We start from the raw sequence: 22,514 nt of genomic DNA on the forward strand, positions 1-22,514 counted from the left end.
GGCTCTTCTCTCTCCCCTTCAAGGCCCCAGGTCCGGGGCTGCAACTAAGGACAGCTAAACATGTATCGCTACTCCGAGTTCGACACAGCATTTTTGGCAGAACGCAACGCACAGTTCCGCGCGCAAGTTGAGCGCCGCATAGACGGTTCGCTGACCGAAGACGAATTTAAGCCCCTGCGCCTGATGAATGGCCTGTATCTGCAGTTGCACGCCTATATGCTGCGCGTTGCGATACCGTACGGAACTCTGTCCAGTGCACAGATGCGTCAGTTGGCGTTACTGGCCGAGAAGTGGGACAAGGGATATGGCCATTTCACCACCCGTCAGAACATCCAGTACAACTGGCCGAAGCTGAACGACGTGCCGGATATGCTAGACGCGCTGGCCGAGGTTGGTATGCACGCCATCCAGACTTCAGGCAACACCATCCGTAACGTGACAGCCGACCACTTCGCCGGTGCTGCCGCGGATGAGATCGCCGACCCGCGCCCCTATGCTGAACTGCTACGTCAGTGGTCGACCGACCACCCGGAATTCCAATTCATGCCGCGTAAGTTCAAGATCGCCATCACCGGCAGTGAAAACGACCGCGCCGTGATCAAGGCGCATGACATCGGCCTGCAACTGGTCGAGCGTGACGGCGTTCTTGGCGCCCGCGTCATCGTGGGTGGTGGTCTGGGTCGCACGCCGATGATCGGCAAAGAACTGTCCGAATTTGTCGCCTTTGACGACCTGTTGGCATATCTCGAAGCGACTGTTTCGGTGTGGAACCAGATTGGCCGCCGCGACAACAAGTACAAAGCCCGTATCAAGATTACGGTGCATGAACATGGCATTGACGCCATCCGCGCCAAGGTAAACGAGCGCTTCCTGCAGGTCCGCCCGCAGTTCAAAGGTGCTGACATGAACCTGCTGGAAGAAATCAAAGGTCACTTTGCGCCTCCGACCTTCCGCGAAGCATCCGTCGCCTCGTTTGAAAGCACCTATACCAACGATCCGGTTTTCCGTTCGTGGGTCGACACCAACATCGCGCCGCACAAAAACGCGGACCACGCGATCGTTACGATCTCGATCAAGAAGCACGGCCAGACGCCGGGCGACGCAACTGCCGAGCAAATGCGCGTTATGGCCGATCTGGCCGAAGAGTTCGCATATGACGAGCTGCGCATCAGCCATGAGCAGAACGTGATCCTGCCGCATGTCCACAAATCAGACCTGCCTGCGATTCACGCCAAGCTGAAAGAGCACGAACTGGCCACTGCCAATATCGGCCTGATCAGCGACATCATCGCCTGCCCCGGCATGGATTACTGCGCGCTGGCCACAGCCCGCTCGATTCCGGTTGCGCAAGAGATCGCGACTCGGTTCGAAGACCTGAAGCTGGAGCATGATATTGGCCACCTGAAGATCAAGATCTCGGGCTGCATCAACGCATGTGGGCACCACCACGTCGGTCACATCGGCATTCTGGGCCTGGATCGCGCAGGCGTCGAGAACTATCAGATCACGCTGGGTGGTGACGCGACTGAAACGGCAGCCGTCGGTGATCGCACGGGTCCGGGTTTTGCCTATGATGAGATCGTTCCTGCCGTTGAACGCATCGTCGAAGCCTATCTGGACCTGCGTGATAGCGCCGAGGAAACTTTCCTCGAAACCTATCGCCGCGTTGGAATGGCTCCGTTCAAAGCTGTGCTTTACCCTGAGGCGCGGGCTAATGCCGCTTGACCTGATCCAGACGGAACTGGGTTCCAACAGACGCGAACTGACCGAAAAGGTCGACGCGCTGAATACCCGGTTCCGTCATCATAGTGCTCATGACGTGATGCACGGCGCGATTGAAGAGATCGAAGAACTTGCGCTCGTTTCCAGCTTTGGGGCGGAATCAGTCGTGCTGTTGCACATGGCGGCAGTGGTCGACAAAGCCACACCGGTATTGTTCATCGACACGCAGATGCTGTTTACGGAAACGCTCGAGTATCAGCACGAGGTTAGTGAACGTCTGGGGCTGACCAACGTGAAAATCATCCAAGCGGATAAGGACGATGTTGAGCATGACGACCCTTATGGGGCACTACATCTAAGTGACACTGACGCTTGCTGCAATTTGCGAAAGACTTTCCCGCTGCAACGGGCGCTATCTGGATATTGCGGCTGGATATCCGGGCGCAAACGGTTTCAATCAGGAACCCGCGCGGCGCTCGAATTCTTCGAAGTCGAAGACGGCACCGGACGGATCAAAGTCAATCCATTGGCCCATTGGGCGCCCGAAGATGTGCGCGCCTATATGACTGAGAACAACCTGCCCCGGCACCCGCTGGTGGCCAAAGGATACCCATCGATCGGCTGTGCACCCTGCACATCGCCGGTCAAAGAGGGCGAAGACCCCCGCGCCGGACGCTGGCGTAACAGAGAAAAAGAAGAATGCGGCATCCATTTTGTCGACGGCAAGATGGTGCGTGTTGGAGAGAAAACATGAACGTAATCGTGAATGACCAAGGCTTTTCGCCTGAGGACTGGACCGATGGCTTCGTTACTTTGGACGATGCAGCCAACGATGTTGTAGCACTCGACGTCAGCTCGGACACGGATCCGGATGAACTGATTGACCGTTTGGGCAGCGCTCAGATGGTGCGCGTCGACTTCCCGTCATCAGCAGACGGGCGCGGCTTTACGATCGCACGCGTGCTGCGGTTGAAAGGGTATACCGGTCGCCTTCGTGCAAAAGGCCATGTATTGGCGGATCAATACGCAATGGCACGTCGCAGCGGGTTTGATGAGGTCGAAATCGATCACAGCCTAGCCGCACGTCAGCCCGAAGATCAGTGGTTGGCGCGTGCCAACTGGCAAGAGAACAATTATCAGGCCCGCCTGCGCGGCTGAAACCCGCCATCGCCAGCTTGTGACACGAAAGGGGCAATCTGCCCCTTTTCCTGACTTGGATCAAAGATTAAACGGAGATACCGGTTTAGCAGATCGGTGGTGAAATTATGACAGAGATGAAGCCCGTGAGTGAAGCAACCGCCGTAAAGGCCCCCGTCCTGCCCGACGCTCAGACCGTGACCGAGGTCAAGCACTGGACCGACCGCCTGTTCTCGTTCAAGGTGTCGCGCCCGGCGTCCCTGCGTTTCCGATCGGGCGAGTTCGTGATGATTGGTCTGCTGGGTGACAATGGCAAACCTCTGCTACGCGCTTATTCAATCGCTTCGCCTTCGTGGGACGAAGAGTTGGAGTTTTATTCGATCAAGGTGCAGGATGGCCCGCTGACCTCGAAACTACAGCACATCCAGCCTGGCGATCAGATCATCCTGCGGCCCAAACCGGTTGGAACGCTGGTCCATGACGCGCTGCTGCCCGGCAAGCGCATCTGGTTCTTTGCAACTGGAACCGGCTTTGCCCCCTTCGCATCGTTGCTGCGCGAACCTCAGACATATGAGGATTATGACGAGGTCATCATAACTCATACCTGCCGCGATGTGGCCGAGCTGGATTATGGTCGCGAGCTGATCGAGAACATCCGTCAGGACGAGTTGCTGGCTGAACTGATCGGTGAAGGTTTCGCCGATAAGATCCGCTACTACCCGACCACCACGCGAGAAGAGAGCCCCAAAATGGGCCGCATCACCGAATTGCTGAAAGACGGCTCGGTGTTTGCCGATCTGGGCATCGAAGGTGGTATCAAAGCGGACACCGACCGTGCCATGGTCTGTGGCAGCCTTGCGTTCAACCATGACATCAAAGCAATTTTGGAAGAGTTCGGCCTGCGCGAAGGCGCGAATTCCGAACCCAAGGAATTCGTGATCGAAAAGGCCTTTGTGGGCTAAACGGGTTTGCCGGTCGGGTTGTCGACAGCCTAAACCGGCAAAAACACTCGAATTTCATCGAAAATTCATGCGGCTTGCAATTTATGCCGCTTGAAACACCTCTCAGCCCGGTCTAAATTCCGGGCTCGAAATTCTGCAATCATCAAAGGAATGAACCCATAGCCCGCAGACCTCACAACGCGCCGCCACAGCGAGATACCGGCCCGCGCGTCAATGACAAGATCCGAGCTCCCGAAATTCGCCTGATTGGCGCCGAAGGTGAAAATGTCGGGGTGGTTCATCCCGCAAAAGCCATGCAGATGGCCTCCGATGTTGGCCTCGATCTGGTTGAGATTTCGCCCAACGCGAACCCGCCGGTCTGCAAAATCATGGATTTCGGCAAGTTCAAGTACGAACAGCAGAAACGCGAAAGCGAAGCCCGCAAGAAGCAAAAGATCATCGAGGTGAAAGAGGTCAAGTTCCGGCCCAACACCGATACGCATGACTATGACGTCAAGATGCGCAACGTGTTCAAGTTTCTTGAGAACGGCGACAAGGTCAAAGTCACCCTGCGTTTCCGTGGTCGCGAGATGGCACACCAAAATCTGGGCCGTGAGCTGCTAGAGCGGGTGGCCGAGGACGTCAAGGATCTGGGCAAGATCGAGAACATGCCCAAGATGGAAGGCCGTCAGATGATCATGATGATCGGCCCTCTGCCGCAGAAGTAACCGCGCTTCAGGACGTGTTCAAAGGCTCCGCCAGTCTGGTCGGAGCCTTTTTTCATGCCTGGCTCTTATCGAATCCGCTCTGCAGATTTTCAACGTGCCGCGAACTATTTGAGAAGACAGCTTTCAGTTTTGTCAGATCACGTTTGAGATCGCGCGATCCAACTTGGTGACCAACTCATCGATCTGTGTGCTTTCTATAATGAATGGAGGCGCCAGAAGGATATGATCCCCATGTTGACCATCGCGTGTTCCGGACATCGGATAACAAATCAATCCTTCCGCAAACGCCGCCTTCTTGATCTTGCCCGCAACTCCAAGTGCTGGATCAAACGGCGTTTTGGTCTCGCGATTTGCCACAAGTTCGATCCCCCGGAACAAACCACGCCCGCGGATATCGCCAACATGGGGATGCTGACCAAACGCAGTGGTCATGGCTGACTGCAGTTTCTCGCCCATCAGCGCCGCCCTCAATGGCAGATCGTTCTGCGTAAGTTCCGTCACGACCGCCAATGCGGCAGCTGTTGCAACCGGGTGACCAATATAGGTGTGACCGTGTTGGAAGAATCCCGATCCGTTTTGGATTGCGTCGTAGATCCGAGCCGAACACAGCATCGCCCCGATTGGCTGATACCCAGCCCCCAACCCCTTGGCTATACACAAAATATCCGGTGCCACGCCGTCATGATCACAAGCAAACAGATGGCCGGTACGCCCCATGCCACACATCACTTCATCAAGGATCAGCAGAACACCATATTGATCACAAATCTCACGAATACGTTTGAAATATCCTTCAACCGCAGGAACGGCCCCTAAAGTCGCGCCGACCACGGGTTCTGCCATGAAGGCCATCACCGTATCGGGCCCCAGACGCAATATTTCGGCCTCCAATTCATTAGCCACACGCTGCCCGTAGTCGTAGCTGCTCTCGCGCTCAGGCTTTTCAGCGTATTCATAACAGGGTGCGATATGGGTCATCTCGATCAGCATCGGCGCAAACTGAGCCCGTCGCCATTCGTTGCCCCCCGCCGACAGTGCCCCCAGTGTGTTACCGTGATAGCTTTGCCGACGTGCAATGACATGACGGCGCTCAGGCTGACCTGATTCCAGATAGTACTGCCGTGCCAACTTGATCGCAGCCTCGGTCGCCTCGGACCCGCCCGACACGAAATACACGCGGTCCAAATCACCCGGAGCATGTTCGATCAACAAATCAGCAAGCGCCTCAGCCGGTTCCGAGGTCATGAAGCCGGTATGGGCAAACGCGATCTGCTCTACCTGCTGCTGCACCGCTTTGACCACAGTATCATTGGAATGACCAAGACACGAAACCGCTGCATCCCCGCAATCCAGATAGCGGCGACCGGTTGAATCAATCAGATAACAACCCTCACCACCTGCAGCGACCGGCAATTCAGACTTAGTGTGGCGCGGAAAAACGTGACTCATTTCGAAGTCCTTTTCAAAAGATCAATCAGAGCGGCAACGGATGCGGCGTTATCAGCCCAGGCCTGACCATCAAAGCCCGTAATACTGTTTTCAAACCCCACGCGCACATCACCACCAAGCTGTACAGCTTTTTGCAGGCACGCATGCTCTTGCCCGCCAAAGGCACAGACCATCCATGGGTCTGTCGTAGCCGGGAAGGCATCCAGATCTTCCGGTGTCGATTCCTGCGTTGTCGAGTAGCGGCCAAGTACAAACAGACGTTCGACCTGATGGGGTTTAACAACTCCATCCTTCTGCCAGCGGACCAACAACTCAACGTCGGTAGCGTCATAGAGAATGTGTTGAACGCGCGTCCCCTGTTCCGCGCACAGCGCATAAACATTTGGCGCAAGCTCCGGCGACCTAGCAATCTCGCGTACCGAAATCGAAGCCCAATCCGGGTGGACGTTCTTCAGGCAATCGAACTGGGTCTGAACGTCAAAAATTCCAGCAGCCTCTGTGGTAATCTGGATGTCCATCTGCGGTACGGCGTGGTGCAATTCCGCAAGCGTCTCTCGATACAAACCTGCATCCAGAGAATGCTGACCCGCCTGATCACGGACATGCAGATGCAATCCATTGGCACCTGCCAGGCTGCAGGCTTTCGCCGTTTCGACGATTTCTTCCATTGTGACGGGCAAGCCAGGGTGATCCCGGTGCCCTCTGCGCGCTCCATTTGGCGCGACCAATATGTAAGGCAGGGCTTCGCTTACCGACATCCCGGAACCACCTTCTGACATTTCCAAACGGCTTAATCTGATCCCGAAATATATGCAGCCCTAGTGTTTTCAATTTGCATTCTCCATAACATTTGTTTTTCTATAACCATGCAAAACAAACCAGCCCAACTGACCGAGCAGCTGCGCGCTGATATCGAAACCCTGCCCCAACAGATGCAGGCCGCAGCAAAATACATCATCGATCATCCCGGGGATTTTGGGCTCGACCCGGTCCGCGTTACGGCTGAGAAAATCGGTGTAAGCTCAAATGTCCTCGTGCGTCTGGCGTACCGTCTGGGCTTCGACAGTTTCGAGGCTTTTCGAAAACCATTTCGGCAGACCCTTGTCACCGATCGCGAGGATCGGTTGGGCCAAGATTGGTTGGGCCTCATGCGGTCAGGTGATGACTTCAGCGCGGCTCAAGCAGGGTTCGCGCAAAATGAGCTGAATGTCGTAACCCGCTCCCTGCGTCTGGCTGATCCCGCGTTGGTAAAGCAGGTCACGGACCACATGTTGTCAGCAAAACGCTGCTATATCACAGCAACCCGAGCCAGCTATGCTTTGGCCTATTATTTTCACTATGCCGGTCGGATGGCACACCCCGGATTTCAATTGGTCCCCCGGCACATGGGGTCAGCCGTCGATGATCTGCTCGAGGCCGATGCAGCGGACTGCTTGTTCGCCATCACCGTTCATCCCTATTCCTCGGACACTATCCAATCCATGCGTTTTGCGCGTAAACGCGGGATGCGGATCGTCTTATTGTCGGATAGCGAGGTCATTGCACCTGGTGTTGACCCGGATGTCGTGCTGCCGGTCAGCACCCGCACTCAACATCACTTTTCCAGCTTCTCCGGGGCCATGGCCGTGCTTGAATGCCTGATCGGTCACCTTGTTGCTGCAGGTGGGTCGGCAGCGCGCGATCGCGTCGAACGGTATCAGACGGCCCGAGAAGACACTGGCGCATATTGGCGACCGGCCAAGCCGCCTCGGGTCAGAAAAAAGTAAAGCCCCGGCTTTCACCGGGGCTTATCGATTTGGCTGCGAACCTGCTTAGCTGCAGGCTTCGACGGCCCGTTTTGTCATTACGCTGACCAGATGCGCCCGGTATTCTTTGCTGCCATGCAAATCTCCGATCATGTTCATCGGATTGATGTGCAGATCCATCAAAGCATCGGTACGGAACTCTTTGTTCAAGGCCTCCTCGGCCTCGGACCAACGGAACACTCCATCTTCGCTGGCGCCGGTTACGGCAACCCGCACGCCATCCGCAAACCGGGCAATATAGACCCCGACCAATGCAAAACGGGACGCCGGTTGCAAAAACTTCTGATAGCTCGCAGCTTGCGGCACCGGAAAACGCACCGAGGTGATAATTTCACCCTCTTCCAGCGCAGTCGTAAACATGCCTTGAAAGAAGTCATCTGCCGCAATCTGTCGCGTATTAGTGACAACGGTCGCCCCTGAACCCAGCACTCCCGCCGGATAACAGGCCGCCGGATCATTGTTGGCGACAGAGCCACCAATGGTGCCGCGATTACGCACCGCCGGATCTCCGATCTGACCAGCCAAGGCCGCCAGCGCCGGATAGCTGCTCGCTGCATCCGCCGCTACATTTGCGTGGGTCGTGGCACCACCAATGGCAACTGAACCATCATCCTCGACACAGACGCCCTTCATCTCAGCAATCCCACTGACTGAAACCAGCGTTGATGGCGCCGCCAATCGTTGCTTCAACGTGGGGATCAGGGTCTGACCACCCCCCAACGCCTGCGCATCCTCACCCGCCAACGCGGCAACCGCGTCAGCAATGGTCGAGGGCTTCTCAAACTCGAAATTGTACATTTCGTTCTTCCTTTCCGAAAGGCGCGGATCCGCCCTTCATCTGGCTATAAATATCTCGGGGAGCGCAAGGGGCTAGCCCCTCGCACCCCAATCTTTCAACCATGCATTGCCGTCCAAACACGCGACGGGCTCATCGGCATGTCAATGTGATCAACAGCCTTTCCACCCGAATTCAGCGCATCCAAAACCGCGTTGACAACGGCAGGTGGCGAACCGATTGCTCCGGCCTCGCCACAGCCCTTCACACCCAACGGGTTGTGTGTACACGGCGTCTGGCTCGAATGGTCGACCTCATAGAATGGCAGATCATCCGCGCGTGGCATCGCGTAGTCCATGAAGGACGCGCTCAGCAGTTGGCCGTTCTCGTCATAGGCGCAGTTCTCTAACAGCGCCTGACCGATGCCCTGACCAATACCACCATGTACCTGACCATCCACGATCATCGGATTGACGATGTTGCCAAAGTCATCTGCGGCGGTGAATTTCTCGATGCTGACCTGACCGGTCTCGGCGTCCACCTCGACCTCGCAGGCATAGGCGCCAGCCGGGAAGGTAAAGTTGGCCGGGTCATAAAACGCGGTCTCCTCCAACCCCGGCTCAACCTCCAATGGGAAATTGTGCGGCACATAAGCCGTCAGTGTCACATCACCCCAGGCCACCGACTTGTCAGTGCCCGCGACGCTGAACTGACCGTCCTTCAACTCGATATCGGCCTCAGACGCTTCCAACAGGTGAGCTGCGATCTTCTTGGCCTTGTCGATCACCTTCTCAGTCGCCTTGACCATGGCCGAACCGCAAACCGCAAGCGAGCGTGAGCCATAGGTGCCCATCCCGAACGGGATCTTCGAGGTATCGCCATGCACAATCTCGACCATCGACTCATCGATACCGATCATGTCGGCCACAACCTGCGGGAAGGCCGTCTCATGCCCCTGCCCGTGGCTGTGAGCGCCAACCATGACGCTGATCGAACCGGTTGCGTTTACCCGCACCGTGGCAGCATCATATAGACCCGCCCGGGCGCCCAACATGCCAACGATGTTTGATGGCGCGATGCCACAGGCCTCGATATAGCAATTAACACCCAAGCCGCGAAGCTTGCCATTGGCCTCACTCTGCGCGCGCCGTGCGGCAAAGCCAGACAAATCAGCGGCGGCCTCAAGCTTGTCCATCGTCCCGTTGTAATCTCCGGTGTCATAGGTCAGTGCGACCGGCGTGTCATACGGGAATTGGGTAATAAAGTTCTGACGACGCAGCGCAATCGGATCAACGCCCAACTCTCGCGCGGCCTTGTCGATGACCCGCTCCAACTGGAATGTTGCCTCAGGCCGGCCCGCGCCGCGATAGGCATCCACCGGCACCGTATTGGTGAACATCGCCCGCACATTCACCTGAATGACTGGTGTCTTGTAGTTCCCCGCCATCAGCGTGCCGTGCAACCAGGTCGGAACCGAACTGGAGAAGGTCGATAGATAAGCACCCAGATTGGCATGAGTGTTGGTGCGCAAACCGGTGAAGTTGTTCTCCGCATCCAACGCCAGCTCAATCGTGGTTACATGGTCGCGACCATGGGCATCCGACACGAACGCCTCGGACCGGCTGGATGTCCACTTGACCGGGCGGTTGCAGGCCTTGGCAGCGAAGGTGCAGAATGCCTCCTCCGCATAGTGGAAAATCTTGGTTCCAAAGCCACCGCCCACATCCGGGGCGACCACCCGCACCTTGTGCTCGGGTAGGCCCAGAACAAACGCGCACATCAGCAAACGGATCACGTGCGGGTTCTGCGAGGTGGTGTAGAGCGTGTACTCATCCGTGCCTCGGCTGTACTCGGCCACGGCCACGCGCGGCTCCATCGGGTTGGCAACCAGTCGGTTGTTGACCAGATCCAGCGTGGTGACGTGGGCCGCATCGGCAAAGACCGCGTTGACCTTGTCATTGTCTTCTTCGCCCAAGTGCCAGTCATAGCAGATGTTGTTCTTCAGATCGTCGTGGACAAGCGTCGCGCCATCCTGCGCCGCAGCCTTCATATCCAGAACCGCGGGCAGTTCCTCAATCTCCACCTCGATCGCCTCAGCCGCATCGCGGGCTTGCTCGAGGCTATCGGCCACAACAGCGGCAATCGGATCGCCTACATGGCGGACCTTACCCTGTGCCAGAATGGGGTGCGGGGGTTCCTGCATCGGGGCGCCGTGCCGGTCGGTGACTTCCCAGCCGCAGGGCATTCCGCCCACACCTTCAAAATCCTTGCCGGTGAAAACCTTCACCACACCTGGCATACCCTCGGCAGCAGATGTGTCGATATTGGTGATCCGGCCATGTGCGATGTCGGACCGTAGAAAATGTACATAGGCCTGGCCATGTACGTTGATGTCGTCGGTGTAATTGCCTGCTCCGGTCAGAAAGCGTACGTCCTCACGCCGCTTGGAACTGGCTCCGATGCCACTGTCTTTGGGCATTGCTTGTTCTCCTCCCTGGAAAAGAATTTTCGTCGAAAATTCTTACCCGCCTTATTCGGCGGCGATGCTGGAAACGTCCTGGCCCGAAGCGGCCATGATCGCCTTGACGATGTTGTGATAGCCTGTGCACCGGCACAGATTACCCTCAAGGTACTTCCGGATTTCCCCTTCGGTCGGGCGCGGATTATCCTTGAGCAGTGCCGCAGCGCTCATCACCATGCCAGGAGTACAAAACCCGCATTGCAGCCCATGATGATCCTGAAAGGCCTGCTGAATGACATTCAGCGAACCATCCTCTGCAGCCTGCCCTTCGATCGTACCCACATCGGCACCATCCGCTTCCAGGGCCAGCATATTGCAGGATTTGACCGCCTCACCATTCACATGCACGACGCACGCACCACATTGTGCCGTGTCACATCCGACATGTGTTCCGGTCAGCGACAGATGATCACGCAAAAAGCTGGACAGAAGCGTCCGGCCTTCAACGTCACCACTAACGGCTTTCCCGTTCACGGTCATTGAGACCTGTGTCATGAGATCCTCCCAATTTATTGTTTTTCCTTAGTCCCGAGTTAAACACGGGAAATTTTGTTTGAGAACAAAAATATTTGCCCGATTTTTCCGCAACTTCTTTGCTCATCTCACTAATCATGAGGCGTACGATCGAAACGGCAAAAATGCCGTTACGTCACTTTTGTTTGGCAGCGCGAGGTTGCGGCCGTGTGGGGATTTCCTTCAGTAGCCCTCCGACACCCATCGCTGCGATGTCAGCACCCGTCGTCTCGATCCCGCAAGCGACTCGAGACAGCACCCAGTCCGCCCCGTTCAGTGCAGGCGAACGGGCGCATCCAGGCAGACCGATGATTGGGCGACCACCTAAAGACCCCAGAAACAACAGGTTTCCCGGATCAACCGGCATCCCAAATCGGTCGACTGCGCCTCCGGCTTCTCGAACAGAGGCCGGTGCCACATCATTTTCATCCGACGTGGCCGATCCGGTCAGAATCATGACGATCTCGCCGCGAACGGACTTCAGCGAGGCTGTTAAATCACCCTGTCTATGCGGAACAACTTTAACATCGCATAGGTCCATCCCCAATGCCTCAACCCGTCCGCGAATGGCGGCAATACCTTTTTCGTTCGAAGGTCCGCCGGCAATATCGGTGATGACGAGCCCGGCGTTCTTGTATTTCGGCACCGAAAGTCGAATGGAGTTCTGCGCCTGTTCGGCTGCACGGCGAACGCCGGTTTGCTGCACCGCATACGATATGACTTTGATCGTCGCGACCATGCCGCCTGCCGTCATCTGTTGGTACTGCGGTACGGTTGCGACCGTGATCATCGGATTGACCCGATTGAAGTTTTGCAATGCATCAGTGTCCAAAATTGCCACGCCTGGACCATCAGCCAGCAAGTTGACCCGCCCTGTAAAGGCGTCGGTCACGCGTAGGTTAGCCTTTGCAGGGTCCGGCACTAGGGCTGCAGACAGCATTGCCGCCGCCTCATTCTCATGACAATCGCCGGGCTCAAGCTTGGCGACCGTTACCTCAGTCAGACCAGCCTGCTGCAATTCAGCGATATGCTGGGGCGTCAGCGTGATGCCTTTGCGCAGCCTCTGGTCACCTGCCTTGACGGAATGAGCCAGAATCGCGCCGCTGGCGTCGGCAACCGCTACCGGACCAAACTTCACGCCTTGCCCCGCAGAACTGCTGTCATTTGTGCAAGGATGGCCACGGCGATCTCGGAAGGGCTGGCCGCACCGATATCCAGCCCGATCGGTCCGTGAATCCTTGAAATCTGCTCGTCTGTAAACCCGGATTGTTTCATCCGATCGATACGCTTGGCGTGGGTGCGCTTGGACCCAAGTGCTCCGATGTAAAACACATCGGCTGACAATGCGGCCTGAAGCGCTGGGTCGTCTAGCTTGGGATCGTGGGTCAGCAGAACAAGCGCCGTTCTTGTGTCCAGCCCCAGTTTCGACACCGCCTCATCCGGCCAGTCTGTCAGGATGGTCTCTCCGGGAAATCGGGCGTCCGAGGCAAAAGCTTCGCGTGGATCAACAATCGCTGGATCGTAGCCAGCGAGGCGTGCCATCGGCACAAGTGCTTGGGCAATATGCACAGCTCCAATCACGATCAATCGCAAAGGAGGATTGTGAACCGCAACAAAGGTTTGACCATCTTCTTCGAACCCAGACCTATCCATGCGCAATCGTTCGGTATAGGCGTTTCGACGCAATGCTCGGTGGCCGGTTTCAGTGTTTACCTCATACGCCAAAGGTTCACGCCGCGCCCGTGCGGCGACCAGTTCAGCCAGCATCGGTTCGGGCAGGACTTTTCCAACCGGTTCGACGAGAACCCTGATCGTCCCACCGCAGGCCAAGCCGACGGCAAATGCGTCATCATCGCTGACCCCAAATTCCAGCAGCCGGGCCTCACCTTCTTCGATGGCCTCCAACGCCTCGACAATCACTGCGCCCTCTACGCAGCCGCCTGAAACCGAACCTTCGATCCGACCGTCGCCTGCAATAACGAGCTGCGCACCGACGCGGCGCGGTGCGCTGCCCCAGGTCTCGACTACAGTCGCCAGAGCCGCGCCCTTACCGGCGCGATACCATTCCAATGCGGTTTCCGGGCTGCTATCGAATCGTTCCATTGAGACCTCCGACCGTGCTCGGCTTCAACATAGTCAGCTTTGTAACAATGAAAAGCGTTCCGAGGTCTAAGTTACCGGCGCTAACAGGCCGGTTTTGAACTCACATTCATAAAAGATTGATTGTCACCTGACCGCACTCTAGCTTGGACGCAGTTTCGGGTACTTCCCGAAATCACCCCTGCATATTTCAAAGCGGAGACAAACAGTTGAAACGTATTCTTACACTGGGAACGGCGCTTGGCATGATGGCTGCCAGCGCCGGATGGGCTGATACATTTTTGAAGTACGGTGAGGTTGAAGGCTGGAAAGTCTTCATCGATCAAGACAAGAAATCCTGCCTGATCGAAGCGGTGGATGACTCGGAAAATGTCGTGCAGATGGGGCTGACCGAAGATCGCGGTGTCGGCTATGTGGGCGTTTTCACCAAGGCCAAAACCAATATCAAGAAGGGCGAGAAAGAAGCCGTCGCCATCCTCATCGGAGACAACATTTATGTTGGTGAGGCCACTGGCATGAAAGGGAATATCACCAAGGGCTATTCAGGCGGGTATGTTCTGTCAGACGATCCTCAGTTCGCAGACGACCTTGCCAAGAAGAAGGTGATGGTCGTGTTTCCGGAAAAAGAGTTCGCCTTCACAGTCGATCTGACCGGCACTTACAAAGCCATGGAGATGGCGCGAAAGTGCAATGAAGAACAGCTGTCTTAATATCTAGTCAGAAAGCGCGGCCATCAGCCGCGCTTTCTGACCCTGATCGTCAGGCTGAGATATCACGGCGGCCAGATCTTCCAGCGACGCAATCGAATGCCCGGCGCGGAAGCTGTCGACATGTGGAAGCATTGTCGCAACGCCCTGAGCCTTTGGCGCGAACCCATCCCAGCGCAGCAATGGGTTCAGCCAGATCAAGCGTCGCGACGACAGGTGCAAACGCTCGATTTCCTTTTCCAGCATCTCGGGATCGCCCCGTTCCAAACCGTCGGTGATCAACAACACGACCGCCCCCTGCCCCATGACACGCCGCGACCAGTCGCGGTTGAACTGATGCAGGCATTCTCCGATCCGTGTTCCGCCTTCCCAGTCCTGCGCCTCGGCCCCGGCAGCGGCCAGAGCTGCATCGACATCACGTTGATGCAGATGGCGGGTGATGTTGGTCAGGCGTGTGCCAAACGTGAATGCGTGCACTTTGGCCCAACCTGCGCCTTTGGCATTCGAAACCGCGTGAAGAAAGTGCAGAATGATCCGACTGTACTGGCTCATCGATCCGGAAATGTCGCAGAGCGCTACCAAATTCGGCCAGCGAGGTTTTGGTTGCAGGCGCGCGATATCCCGTAGCTCGCCGCCTTGCCGCATGGCTGACCTCAGGGTGCGTGCGCGATCGATGCGGTGACCGAGATGACTGGCCTGACCACGCCGAGACTCGATGGGTTTGACCGGTAGGTTCAGGCGCGACAGCATGCGTTTGGCCTGGGCGATCTCGGATGTGCTCATCTGTTCGAAATCGAGGTTGCGCAAGCGTTCTTCGGAGGACGCGGTTTGGGTCGCGTCGATCTCGATCTCACTTCCTTCTTCCTGCTCCGTCGTTTCCGGCAAGTCGCGTTCGACGCCATCCAATAACGCCTCAGCCGCGCGCTTTTCAGCCGCATCCGCTTTGCGCTCCTCCTGCACACCGCGAATGGCGGGCAGCATCATGGACATCATATGTTCGAGATAGCGCGGATCGCGCCAATACAGGCGGAAGACCTGCGCAAAAACCGTGCGGTGTTCAGGCCGGCTCACGAAACACGCATGTAGCGTCCAGTAGAAATCTTTTTTCTCGGTGAAACCCGCAGCCTGCACTGCACGGATCGCATCAACCACACGTCCGGTTCCAATCGGCAGCCCGGCCTTACGCAATGCGCGCGCAAAATGGGTGATGTTCTGGGCCAGCTTGGGGTTGTCCGGGATATCGAGTGGGAGTTGTTCGGCCATCACACCCCCGAAATATTTGCAAGCGGATGAAGCATCAGGCCGGTTCGAGGTCGGCCTTGGCCTGATCGAGAATGCGCTTGGCCTCGGAACCTTGCAGCTTTTGGATGTCGTCCTGGTATTTCAGGATCGCCCCCAACGTATCGCCAATCACCTCGGGGCTGAGGTTGATGACGTCCAGCGCCAGCAGACATTTAGCCCAATCGATGGTCTCGGCCACCCCCGGTTTCTTGAACAAATCTTCAGTGCGTAGGCGCTGAACAAAGGCGACAACCTCGCGGCTCAGCGCCTCAGCCGCTTCAGGCGCTCGGGCGTGCAGGATTTCGATCTCTCGGTCAAAGTCCGGATAATCCACCCAGTGATACAAGCAGCGGCGTTTCAACGCGTCATGCACCTCTCGCGTGCGGTTCGAAGTGACGATCACGATAGGCGGTTCAGGCGCGTTGACAGTGCCAAGCTCGGGGATCGTGACCTGAAAGTCACTGAGGGCTTCCAGCAGGAACGCCTCAAATGGTTCGTCGGTCCGGTCCAATTCGTCAATTAGCAACACAGGCGCCCCGTTTTCATCCGGTCGCATGGCCTGTAGCAACGGGCGTTCGATCAGATAGTCATCCGAAAACAACTCGGTCTGTAGCGCGCCCCGATCCGCACCGCCCGACGCTTCGGCGGTACGGATCGCCACCATCTGGGCGGGGAAATTCCATTCATACACAGCGGAGGAGGCATCAAGGCCTTCGTAACACTGCAACCTGATCAAGCGACGCCCCAATCCCGCGGCCAGCGCTTTGGCAATTTCGGTTTTGCCGACGCCCGCCTCACCTTCCAGAAACAGAGGCCGACCAAGCTTCAGCGAAAGAAACACAACCGTCGCCAAAGCCCGGCCACAGACATAGCCCTCAGAGCCCAAAAGGTCCTGCACGGCATCGATGGAGTTTGGCTGTGTCATGAGTTCCCCTTTTTCCTGCGCCCCAACAGGTCATGACCGCAACCAGAGGTCAAGACCACCATCCGTCAGAGACTTACGACGATCTGCCTCACCGGCAAGGGCAACAGGGTCTTTCGCCACCCAAGCGGCTGTGCTAGCCGGGGGCCATGACCCATTCCCTGACGATCCGCCGCCCCGATGACTGGCATCTGCATCTGCGCGATGGCGCGATGCTGCAAGCCGTCCTGCCTGAAACCGCGCGCCATTTTGCCCGTGCCATCATCATGCCAAATCTGGTTCCGCCCGTTGTGACCGGCGATCATGCGGCCGCTTACAGAGAGCGTATTCTGGCTGCTTTGCCCGATGATATGACGTTTGAGCCACTGATGACTCTCTACCTGACCGAAGACACGGACCCTGCCGATGTCGCAGCGGCGCATGCGACGGGATTGATCAAGGCGGTCAAGCTTTACCCGGCTGGGGCAACAACCAACTCTTCTTCGGGCGTTCGCGATTTCGACAAGGTGCGCCCGGTGCTGGAGAAGATGGCCGAGATCGGTCTGCCGCTGTGTGTGCACGGCGAAGTCACGGATGCCGAAATCGATATCTTCGATCGCGAAGCCGTGTTCATCGACCGCGTTCTTGATCCAATTCGCAAAACAACACCTGGGTTGCGTGTGGTGATGGAGCACATCACGACGTCAAACGGCGTGGATTACGTCAAGGCGAACGAGAAAGATTTGGGTGCGACGATTACAACGCATCACCTGATCATCAACCGCAACCACATACTGGTCGGCGGCATCAAGCCGCATTACTACTGCCTACCGGTCGCCAAACGCGAAGAGCATCGGCTGGCGCTGTTGACCGCCGCGACCTCAGGCGACGCGCGCTTCTTCCTTGGCACAGACAGCGCGCCGCATACGGATGCGAACAAGGAAATGGCCTGTGGCTGTGCTGGGTGTTTCACAGCAACCAATACGATGTCACTGCTGGCTGAAATGTTCGAGCGCGCTGATGCGTTGGAAAAGCTGGAAGCGTTTACCTCGCTTAACGGCCCGGCCTTTTATCGTTTACCTGCGAACGAAGAGACCATCACGCTGACCAAGGGGGACGAGGTCGTCTATCCCGCCAAAATCGAGAGCGGCGACGGCCCCGTGACCGTATTCGATCCGGGCTTTCCGCTGCATTGGCGCGTCGCTTAATCAGTTAGCCTTTCAGCCAAATCCGCTGCGCGCCCACCGGTGCGCAGCATCGACCAGACCGCATCTGCTTCATCCCCACCGATCAGTTTTGATGCTTTGTCCCTAACCCGATCTTCGCGGTCCGAAAGTGATATCGGGGCGAGCAGATCATGTTTGGCCTCGCGGCGGGCGCCATCGCGGCGCAAGAGGGACAGATGGGCTTGGGTCTCGGACAAGCTTTCATCTGCCTCTACACTAATCCGATCCCGCAGGGATTGAAGCCTCGGGTCTGCACAAATCTTGGCAGTATAGCTGCCCGGTAGTGCCGTATCGTACCCCATCGATTGCATTGCGATCACTGTGCGATAAGAAAACTTCGCACCCAACGCGCTTGTCGGCTGCAGTTGATTGCAAACGCTCATCCAGCGGGGGTGCGTTTTAACCTTGATCTCGGCCACCTCTGGTTCGGCAATGTCAAGATCGCGCGCGGCCTCAAGCGCCGCGTGCAGGCCATGGCAGCAGGCGTGGAACTTGTGGCTTACGTTTTCGAACAACCATTCATCACCCAACCCATCGAGCGCTGCATTGATATCGTCTGCCCCCAGATGTGTCGCCCCAAACCCAAACGGACCTTCCAACGCATCAGAACCAGGTTGAAATCCATTGCGGATCAACTGAGCCGCCTCAACGCCATTCGAAGCCGCAAGCCCGGCATTATAGGGTTTGCCCATGGTTCCGAACTGTGACTTCTGTCCGGATGCTCTTGTTGCGGTCAGTCCCAACAGATCACGCATCTGCTTGGCATCGAAGGACATGATGCGCCCCGCAGCTACCGCAGCCCCAAACGCGCCCGCCGTGGCGGTCTGGTGAAAGCCTGCCTGATAGTGACCGCGGCCCAACCACAGTCCAACGCGGATCGACAATTCCATCCCAACAAGCGCTGCTTCGAGCAAATCGACCAGCGGTCGATCCTCCCACGCCGCAAGCGCAAGGGCTGCCGGAAACACAGCAACCGATGGATGACCGATATGGGAAAAATGGGTGTCATCGTAATCAAGCGCGTGGGAAACGGTACCATTTACCAGCGCCGCAGCGCGTAAAGGGGCTTCACCACCCCCGAATAGGCGTGCTTGTGCTGCACCGCTTTCGGAAAAAACCATCTGGCGGACGATGCGGGAAACAGGCTCTTCCGCACCCGCCCGCCCCACGGCGAGCCAGTCCAACGCGGAAAGCGATGTCACGATTCGAGCCTGTGAAGTGGTCGACACAGGACCAGCGGCGAATTCGGCAAGGGCGGATGTGAGATCGGTCATGGCGCGCAGTCTAGCGCGCGCGTCACGCGCGTAAAGCCTTAGCCGTAGAGGACGGCAGCACGTTGTTCGAATGCGCGCACGATACGGTGCATGGCCTCGTTGAACACGACACCGATGATCCCTTGCAGGACCGCATTTTTGAACTCGAAGTCAACGTGAAACGAGACGTTGCAGCCGTCATCCGTATCTTCGAACTCCCAATCGGAACGCATGTATTTGAACGGACCGTCCAGATACTCGGTATCGATCCGTTTATGAGCATCAAACAACGTAACCCGGCTGCCAAAGCGTTCGCGGAACACCTTGAATGAAATAACAAGATCCGCTTCCATCACCTTGCCTTCGCCCGCGGTATAGGTCCGACGGATACGGGCCGCGGCGCACCAGGGCAAAAACTCAGGGTATTTTGCAACATCCGCGACCAGATCATACATCTGCTGAGCGGTGTAAGGCAGCGGGCGGGTCTCGGAGTGGGTTGGCATGATATCCGGGATTAACTGGTGACAATGGCGCGTGATTTCGTATGTTGCGCGCCAAAGATCAAGGGGGCAGCGATGAGCCAACGCGCATATGTGATAGATGAGATGATCTCGGCCAAGGCAATTGCCGCCCGGATCGAAGAGCTTTGCCGCGAAATCACGGCTGAGTTCGGCGGCACCGATAAACTGGTCGTTGTCGGCCTGCTGCGGGGTAGTTTCGTCTTTATCGCTGACCTGGTGCGTGAGCTAGACCTGCCCATCGAGGTCGATTTTCTTGAGGCATCGTCCTACGGAGATTCGATGGAAAGCAGCCGGGAAGTTCGCATTCTCAAAGACTTACGCGGCGCAATTGAAGGGCGTGATGTGCTGGTGGTCGAGGATATCGTGGACACCGGCCATACCCTGAACCACGTCTCCAAGCTGCTCCGCACCCGTAAACCACACCGGTTGAAATCCATCGCCCTTCTGGACAAACCCAGCCGGCGCGAGGTCGATTTCCGCTCGGATTGGATCGGGTTCGAAATCCCTGATGAATTTGTCGTGGGCTATGGGATCGACTATGCGCAACGCAATCGCAATTTGCCGTTTATTGGCAAGGTTCGATTTGTCGAAGATCAAGATTGATGAATTTGCGCCACTTCCTTCGCATGTCGCAATGGGGGCGAAATCCGCCCTCGGAACGGCGGGTGAAACTGGTGTTCGGCGCAATCCTTGTCTGTCTGGTAATTGCCGGTGTTGAATATATGGGGTGGTGGCCGGAATGGGCAGGAAGCCAACCCAGAAAACTCAAGCCTTGAGCGTTTGCTCGATCGCTGCAAGAAAAATGTCGGTCCCGATCGGGATCAAGGCATCTGGAAAATCGTAGTCGGGGTTGTGCAGTTGCGGGTGATCCCGGCCTGCTCCAAGCCAGAACATCGCGGTCTTCGCGACCTTGCCGAATTGCCCGAAATCTTCCGAGAACCTCTGCGGCGTCGGCACTAATTTGCAGGGTATTTCGCGTGTTTGGCAGGCATCTGACAGGATAAGAACGGCTTCGTCCGTATTTACACAAGCCTCAAACACATCGTCATAGCTGATTTCGACACCCAGCCCATGCGCTTGAGCGCTTGCGCTCACAAGCTGCTCCGCCTCGCGGATCAAACCGGTCATTCGCGTATCTGATACCGTCCGCAGAGTAACCCAAAGCTCTGCCATGCCAGGTGCAACCCCGAACGTGGTCTCGCCCAGCCGCGCATGGGTTACGGTCGTCAGAGCGTAATCTGCATCCAACGCCCCTCCGTGTCCCAATGCGGCCAATGCAGGTATAAGCTCAGCCAAGGCTCCAGCCGGTGAAAGCCCGTCTTGCGGTGCGGCTGCATGCGAGGTTTTACCTGTCAGCACGATCCGCATCCCGCGGGAGGCGCAATTGGCCGGGCCCGAACACAGCTCGACCGCCCCCAATTCCAGACCCGGAAGATTGTGCAAAGAATACACGTAATCCGGTGCAATATTGGCGAACTTGGGGTCGGCGCGAAAGGCTACAGCACCCCGCCCAGTTTCCTCAGCAGGCTGAAAAATCAGAACGACGCGTCCTTTTTCTGGGCGCTTATCACCAAGAACAAAAGCCACACCCAAAACCATTGCCATGTGACCATCATGCCCACACAGATGCCCCTTGCCCGGATGTTGCGACGCGTATCGCGCGCTAGATATTTCCTGGATCGGCAAACCATCCAATTCGCATCGGATACCTATCGTTGGCCCCGGCTGGCCGCTTTCATAAACTGCCGCAACGCCATGACCACCGATTCCGGTCAAAACCGCATCGGGGCCGCAAGCCAGCAGAAGATTGGAAATACTTGCGGCGGTTCCGCGCTCCTCGCCCGAAATCTCCGGGACCTGATGCAGCTCATGCCGTTTTTCAGTGAGCCAGGATTGAAGCTCGGGTTTCACACCTGATTCAACTTCTTTTGCCGGGCCTCACGCAAGCGAGCAAAATCATCACCCGCATGGTATGACGACCGGGTCAATGGGGTTGCCGAAACCATCAGGAAGCCCTTGCCAAAAGCAGCCTTTTCATAGGCCGCGAATTCTTCGGGTGTGACAAAACGATCAATGCCATGGTGCTTGGGCGTTGGCTGCAGATACTGGCCTATTGTCAGAAAATCGATATCTGCCGCACGCATGTCATCCATGACCTGACGGACCTGTTGCTCGTCCTCGCCAAGCCCGACCATGATTCCGGATTTGGTGAAAATCGACGGATCCATTTCTTTCACCCGCTGCAGTAAGCGCAATGAATGGAAATAACGCGCACCGGGGCGAACTTCAGGGTATAGCCCTGGTACTGTTTCGAGGTTGTGGTTGAACACATCCGGCTTGGCTTCGACGACGACCTCTAGAACCGAAGAATCACATTTCAGGAAGTCCGGCGTTAGAATCTCGATCGTTGTCTTGGGTGACCGGTGTCGCACCGCGCGGATGGTCTGAGCAAAGTGATCTGCGCCGCCATCCAGCAGGTCATCCCGGTCAACCGACGTGATAACAACATGATTCAAGCCCAGCTTTTGCACCGCGTGCGCCACGCGCCCTGGCTCGAACGCATCCAGCGTATCCGGCTTACCCGTCGCAATATTGCAGAAGGTACAACCACGCGTACAAATCTCACCCATGATCATCATGGTGGCGTGGCCCTGGCTCCAGCATTCGCCCACGTTCGGGCATCCGGCCTCTTCGCAGACGGTGACCAGATTGTTGTCACGCATGATCTTGTGCGTTTCAGCATACCCTTTGCCACCTGGCGCTTTGACACGAATCCACGTAGGCTTGCGCGGCGCTGCATTATCTGGCCGATGCGCTTTTTCGGGGTGTCTTTGTTCGGGTATTTTCAGATCACGCACGGCTGGATTTCCTGACTTCGGGTCAATTTGCTTGGTGCTTAACATAAACTGACTTTGTTGGTTACACCAGCGGCGC

The 22,514-nt window shown here is 56.9% G+C and carries 22 protein-coding genes; 9 read left to right on the top strand and 13 right to left on the bottom strand.

Annotated features, from left to right (window positions below; translation table 11 throughout):
• The first annotated feature begins 60 nt into the window (after nucleotides 1–60).
• The 5 genes from ACR3EJ_RS13785 to infC all read left to right on the top strand — a co-directional run bounded on the left by ACR3EJ_RS13785 (nucleotide 61) and on the right by infC (nucleotide 4,528).
• Nucleotides 61–1,725 carry a nitrite/sulfite reductase gene (locus tag ACR3EJ_RS13785; protein WP_170539367.1) on the top strand — a complete coding sequence of 555 codons (1,665 nt, stop codon included), beginning with the start codon at nucleotides 61–63 and terminating at the stop codon, nucleotides 1,723–1,725.
• On the top strand, nucleotides 1,715–2,476 hold the full coding sequence (locus ACR3EJ_RS13790; RefSeq protein ID WP_170539364.1) for a phosphoadenylyl-sulfate reductase: 762 nt from the start codon (nucleotides 1,715–1,717) through the stop codon (nucleotides 2,474–2,476). Before ACR3EJ_RS13785 ends, ACR3EJ_RS13790 begins: the two co-directional genes overlap by 11 nt.
• A complete protein-coding gene (locus ACR3EJ_RS13795) occupies nucleotides 2,473–2,880 on the top strand; it encodes a DUF934 domain-containing protein (RefSeq protein ID WP_170469810.1) in 408 nt (135 codons plus the stop codon). The genes ACR3EJ_RS13790 and ACR3EJ_RS13795 overlap by 4 nt, the downstream gene beginning before the upstream one ends.
• 107 nt (nucleotides 2,881–2,987) lie before the next feature.
• The gene (locus ACR3EJ_RS13800) at nucleotides 2,988–3,821 is read left to right on the top strand and encodes a ferredoxin--NADP reductase (protein WP_170539361.1); all 834 of its coding nucleotides are present in this window, start codon (nucleotides 2,988–2,990) and stop codon (nucleotides 3,819–3,821) included.
• Between the two features lie 245 nt (nucleotides 3,822–4,066).
• A complete protein-coding gene (gene infC / locus ACR3EJ_RS13805) occupies nucleotides 4,067–4,528 on the top strand; it encodes a translation initiation factor IF-3 (RefSeq protein WP_260026346.1) in 462 nt (153 codons plus the stop codon).
• Nucleotides 4,529–4,660: 132 nt separating this feature from the next.
• Here infC and ACR3EJ_RS13810 read toward each other — a convergent pair whose 3' ends face one another.
• Complete coding sequence (locus ACR3EJ_RS13810; RefSeq protein WP_170539359.1) at nucleotides 4,661–5,977, bottom strand: aspartate aminotransferase family protein; 1,317 nt, start codon at nucleotides 5,975–5,977, stop codon at nucleotides 4,661–4,663.
• On the bottom strand, nucleotides 5,974–6,735 hold the full coding sequence (locus tag ACR3EJ_RS13815; RefSeq protein ID WP_480422993.1) for a beta-keto acid cleavage family enzyme: 762 nt from the start codon (nucleotides 6,733–6,735) through the stop codon (nucleotides 5,974–5,976). The genes ACR3EJ_RS13810 and ACR3EJ_RS13815 overlap by 4 nt, the downstream gene beginning before the upstream one ends.
• A gap of 108 nt (nucleotides 6,736–6,843) precedes the next feature.
• Here ACR3EJ_RS13815 and ACR3EJ_RS13820 point away from each other — a divergent pair, with 108 nt between their 5' ends.
• On the top strand, nucleotides 6,844–7,743 hold the full coding sequence (locus ACR3EJ_RS13820) for a MurR/RpiR family transcriptional regulator (protein ID WP_170539355.1): 900 nt from the start codon (nucleotides 6,844–6,846) through the stop codon (nucleotides 7,741–7,743).
• Nucleotides 7,744–7,788: 45 nt separating this feature from the next.
• Here the strand turns inward: ACR3EJ_RS13820 and ACR3EJ_RS13825 are convergent, their stop codons facing one another.
• The 5 genes from ACR3EJ_RS13825 to ACR3EJ_RS13845 all read right to left on the bottom strand — a co-directional run bounded on the left by ACR3EJ_RS13825 (nucleotide 7,789) and on the right by ACR3EJ_RS13845 (nucleotide 13,694).
• A complete protein-coding gene (locus tag ACR3EJ_RS13825) occupies nucleotides 7,789–8,580 on the bottom strand; it encodes an FAD binding domain-containing protein (protein WP_170539353.1) in 792 nt (263 codons plus the stop codon).
• 95 nt (nucleotides 8,581–8,675) lie between these two features.
• Nucleotides 8,676–11,036 (bottom strand): xanthine dehydrogenase family protein molybdopterin-binding subunit, encoded by a 2,361-nt coding sequence (locus ACR3EJ_RS13830; RefSeq protein ID WP_170539352.1) that lies wholly within the window; start codon nucleotides 11,034–11,036, stop codon nucleotides 8,676–8,678.
• A gap of 51 nt (nucleotides 11,037–11,087) precedes the next feature.
• A complete protein-coding gene (locus tag ACR3EJ_RS13835; RefSeq protein WP_010439719.1) occupies nucleotides 11,088–11,573 on the bottom strand; it encodes a (2Fe-2S)-binding protein in 486 nt (161 codons plus the stop codon).
• Nucleotides 11,574–11,727: 154 nt separating this feature from the next.
• A complete protein-coding gene (locus ACR3EJ_RS13840; protein WP_170539351.1) occupies nucleotides 11,728–12,729 on the bottom strand; it encodes a molybdopterin-binding protein in 1,002 nt (333 codons plus the stop codon).
• Nucleotides 12,726–13,694 carry an XdhC family protein gene (locus ACR3EJ_RS13845; protein WP_170539350.1) on the bottom strand — a complete coding sequence of 323 codons (969 nt, stop codon included), beginning with the start codon at nucleotides 13,692–13,694 and terminating at the stop codon, nucleotides 12,726–12,728. Before ACR3EJ_RS13845 ends, ACR3EJ_RS13840 begins: the two co-directional genes overlap by 4 nt.
• A gap of 206 nt (nucleotides 13,695–13,900) precedes the next feature.
• Between ACR3EJ_RS13845 and ACR3EJ_RS13850 the strand changes: the two genes are divergently transcribed.
• Complete coding sequence (locus ACR3EJ_RS13850; protein ID WP_010439711.1) at nucleotides 13,901–14,401, top strand: hypothetical protein; 501 nt, start codon at nucleotides 13,901–13,903, stop codon at nucleotides 14,399–14,401.
• 3 nt (nucleotides 14,402–14,404) lie between these two features.
• On the opposite strand, the gene ACR3EJ_RS13855 is transcribed toward ACR3EJ_RS13850, so the two are convergent.
• Nucleotides 14,405–15,661 carry a vWA domain-containing protein gene (locus tag ACR3EJ_RS13855; protein ID WP_170539348.1) on the bottom strand — a complete coding sequence of 419 codons (1,257 nt, stop codon included), beginning with the start codon at nucleotides 15,659–15,661 and terminating at the stop codon, nucleotides 14,405–14,407.
• A 34-nt stretch (nucleotides 15,662–15,695) separates the two neighbouring features.
• Complete coding sequence (locus ACR3EJ_RS13860; protein WP_170703246.1) at nucleotides 15,696–16,604, bottom strand: AAA family ATPase; 909 nt, start codon at nucleotides 16,602–16,604, stop codon at nucleotides 15,696–15,698.
• 146 nt (nucleotides 16,605–16,750) lie between these two features.
• On the opposite strand from ACR3EJ_RS13860, the gene pyrC reads away from it, so the two are divergent.
• Entirely contained in the window at nucleotides 16,751–17,788 is a 1,038-nt protein-coding gene (gene pyrC, locus ACR3EJ_RS13865) for a dihydroorotase (RefSeq protein WP_170539344.1), read from the top strand.
• Here the strand turns inward: pyrC and ACR3EJ_RS13870 are convergent.
• Complete coding sequence (locus tag ACR3EJ_RS13870; RefSeq protein ID WP_170539342.1) at nucleotides 17,785–19,080, bottom strand: MmgE/PrpD family protein; 1,296 nt, start codon at nucleotides 19,078–19,080, stop codon at nucleotides 17,785–17,787. The genes pyrC and ACR3EJ_RS13870 overlap by 4 nt on opposite strands.
• A 38-nt stretch (nucleotides 19,081–19,118) precedes the next feature.
• On the bottom strand, nucleotides 19,119–19,562 hold the full coding sequence (locus ACR3EJ_RS13875; RefSeq protein ID WP_170539340.1) for a type II toxin-antitoxin system RatA family toxin: 444 nt from the start codon (nucleotides 19,560–19,562) through the stop codon (nucleotides 19,119–19,121).
• A gap of 72 nt (nucleotides 19,563–19,634) precedes the next feature.
• On the opposite strand from ACR3EJ_RS13875, the gene hpt reads away from it, so the two are divergent.
• A complete protein-coding gene (hpt, locus tag ACR3EJ_RS13880) occupies nucleotides 19,635–20,183 on the top strand; it encodes a hypoxanthine phosphoribosyltransferase (protein ID WP_010439696.1) in 549 nt (182 codons plus the stop codon).
• A 162-nt stretch (nucleotides 20,184–20,345) separates the two neighbouring features.
• Here hpt and ACR3EJ_RS13885 read toward each other — a convergent pair whose 3' ends face one another.
• Both ACR3EJ_RS13885 and lipA read right to left on the bottom strand, forming a co-directional pair.
• Nucleotides 20,346–21,491, bottom strand: a complete 1,146-nt coding sequence (locus ACR3EJ_RS13885; RefSeq protein ID WP_170539338.1) for an amidohydrolase — start codon at nucleotides 21,489–21,491, stop codon at nucleotides 20,346–20,348.
• Nucleotides 21,488–22,438, bottom strand: coding sequence for a lipoyl synthase (gene lipA / locus ACR3EJ_RS13890; protein WP_170539336.1), 951 nt, complete (start codon nucleotides 22,436–22,438; stop codon nucleotides 21,488–21,490). Before lipA ends, ACR3EJ_RS13885 begins: the two co-directional genes overlap by 4 nt.
• Between the last annotated feature and the right edge of the window lie 76 nt (nucleotides 22,439–22,514).

It is taken from the genome of Ruegeria sp. AB11, from assembly GCF_056536325.1.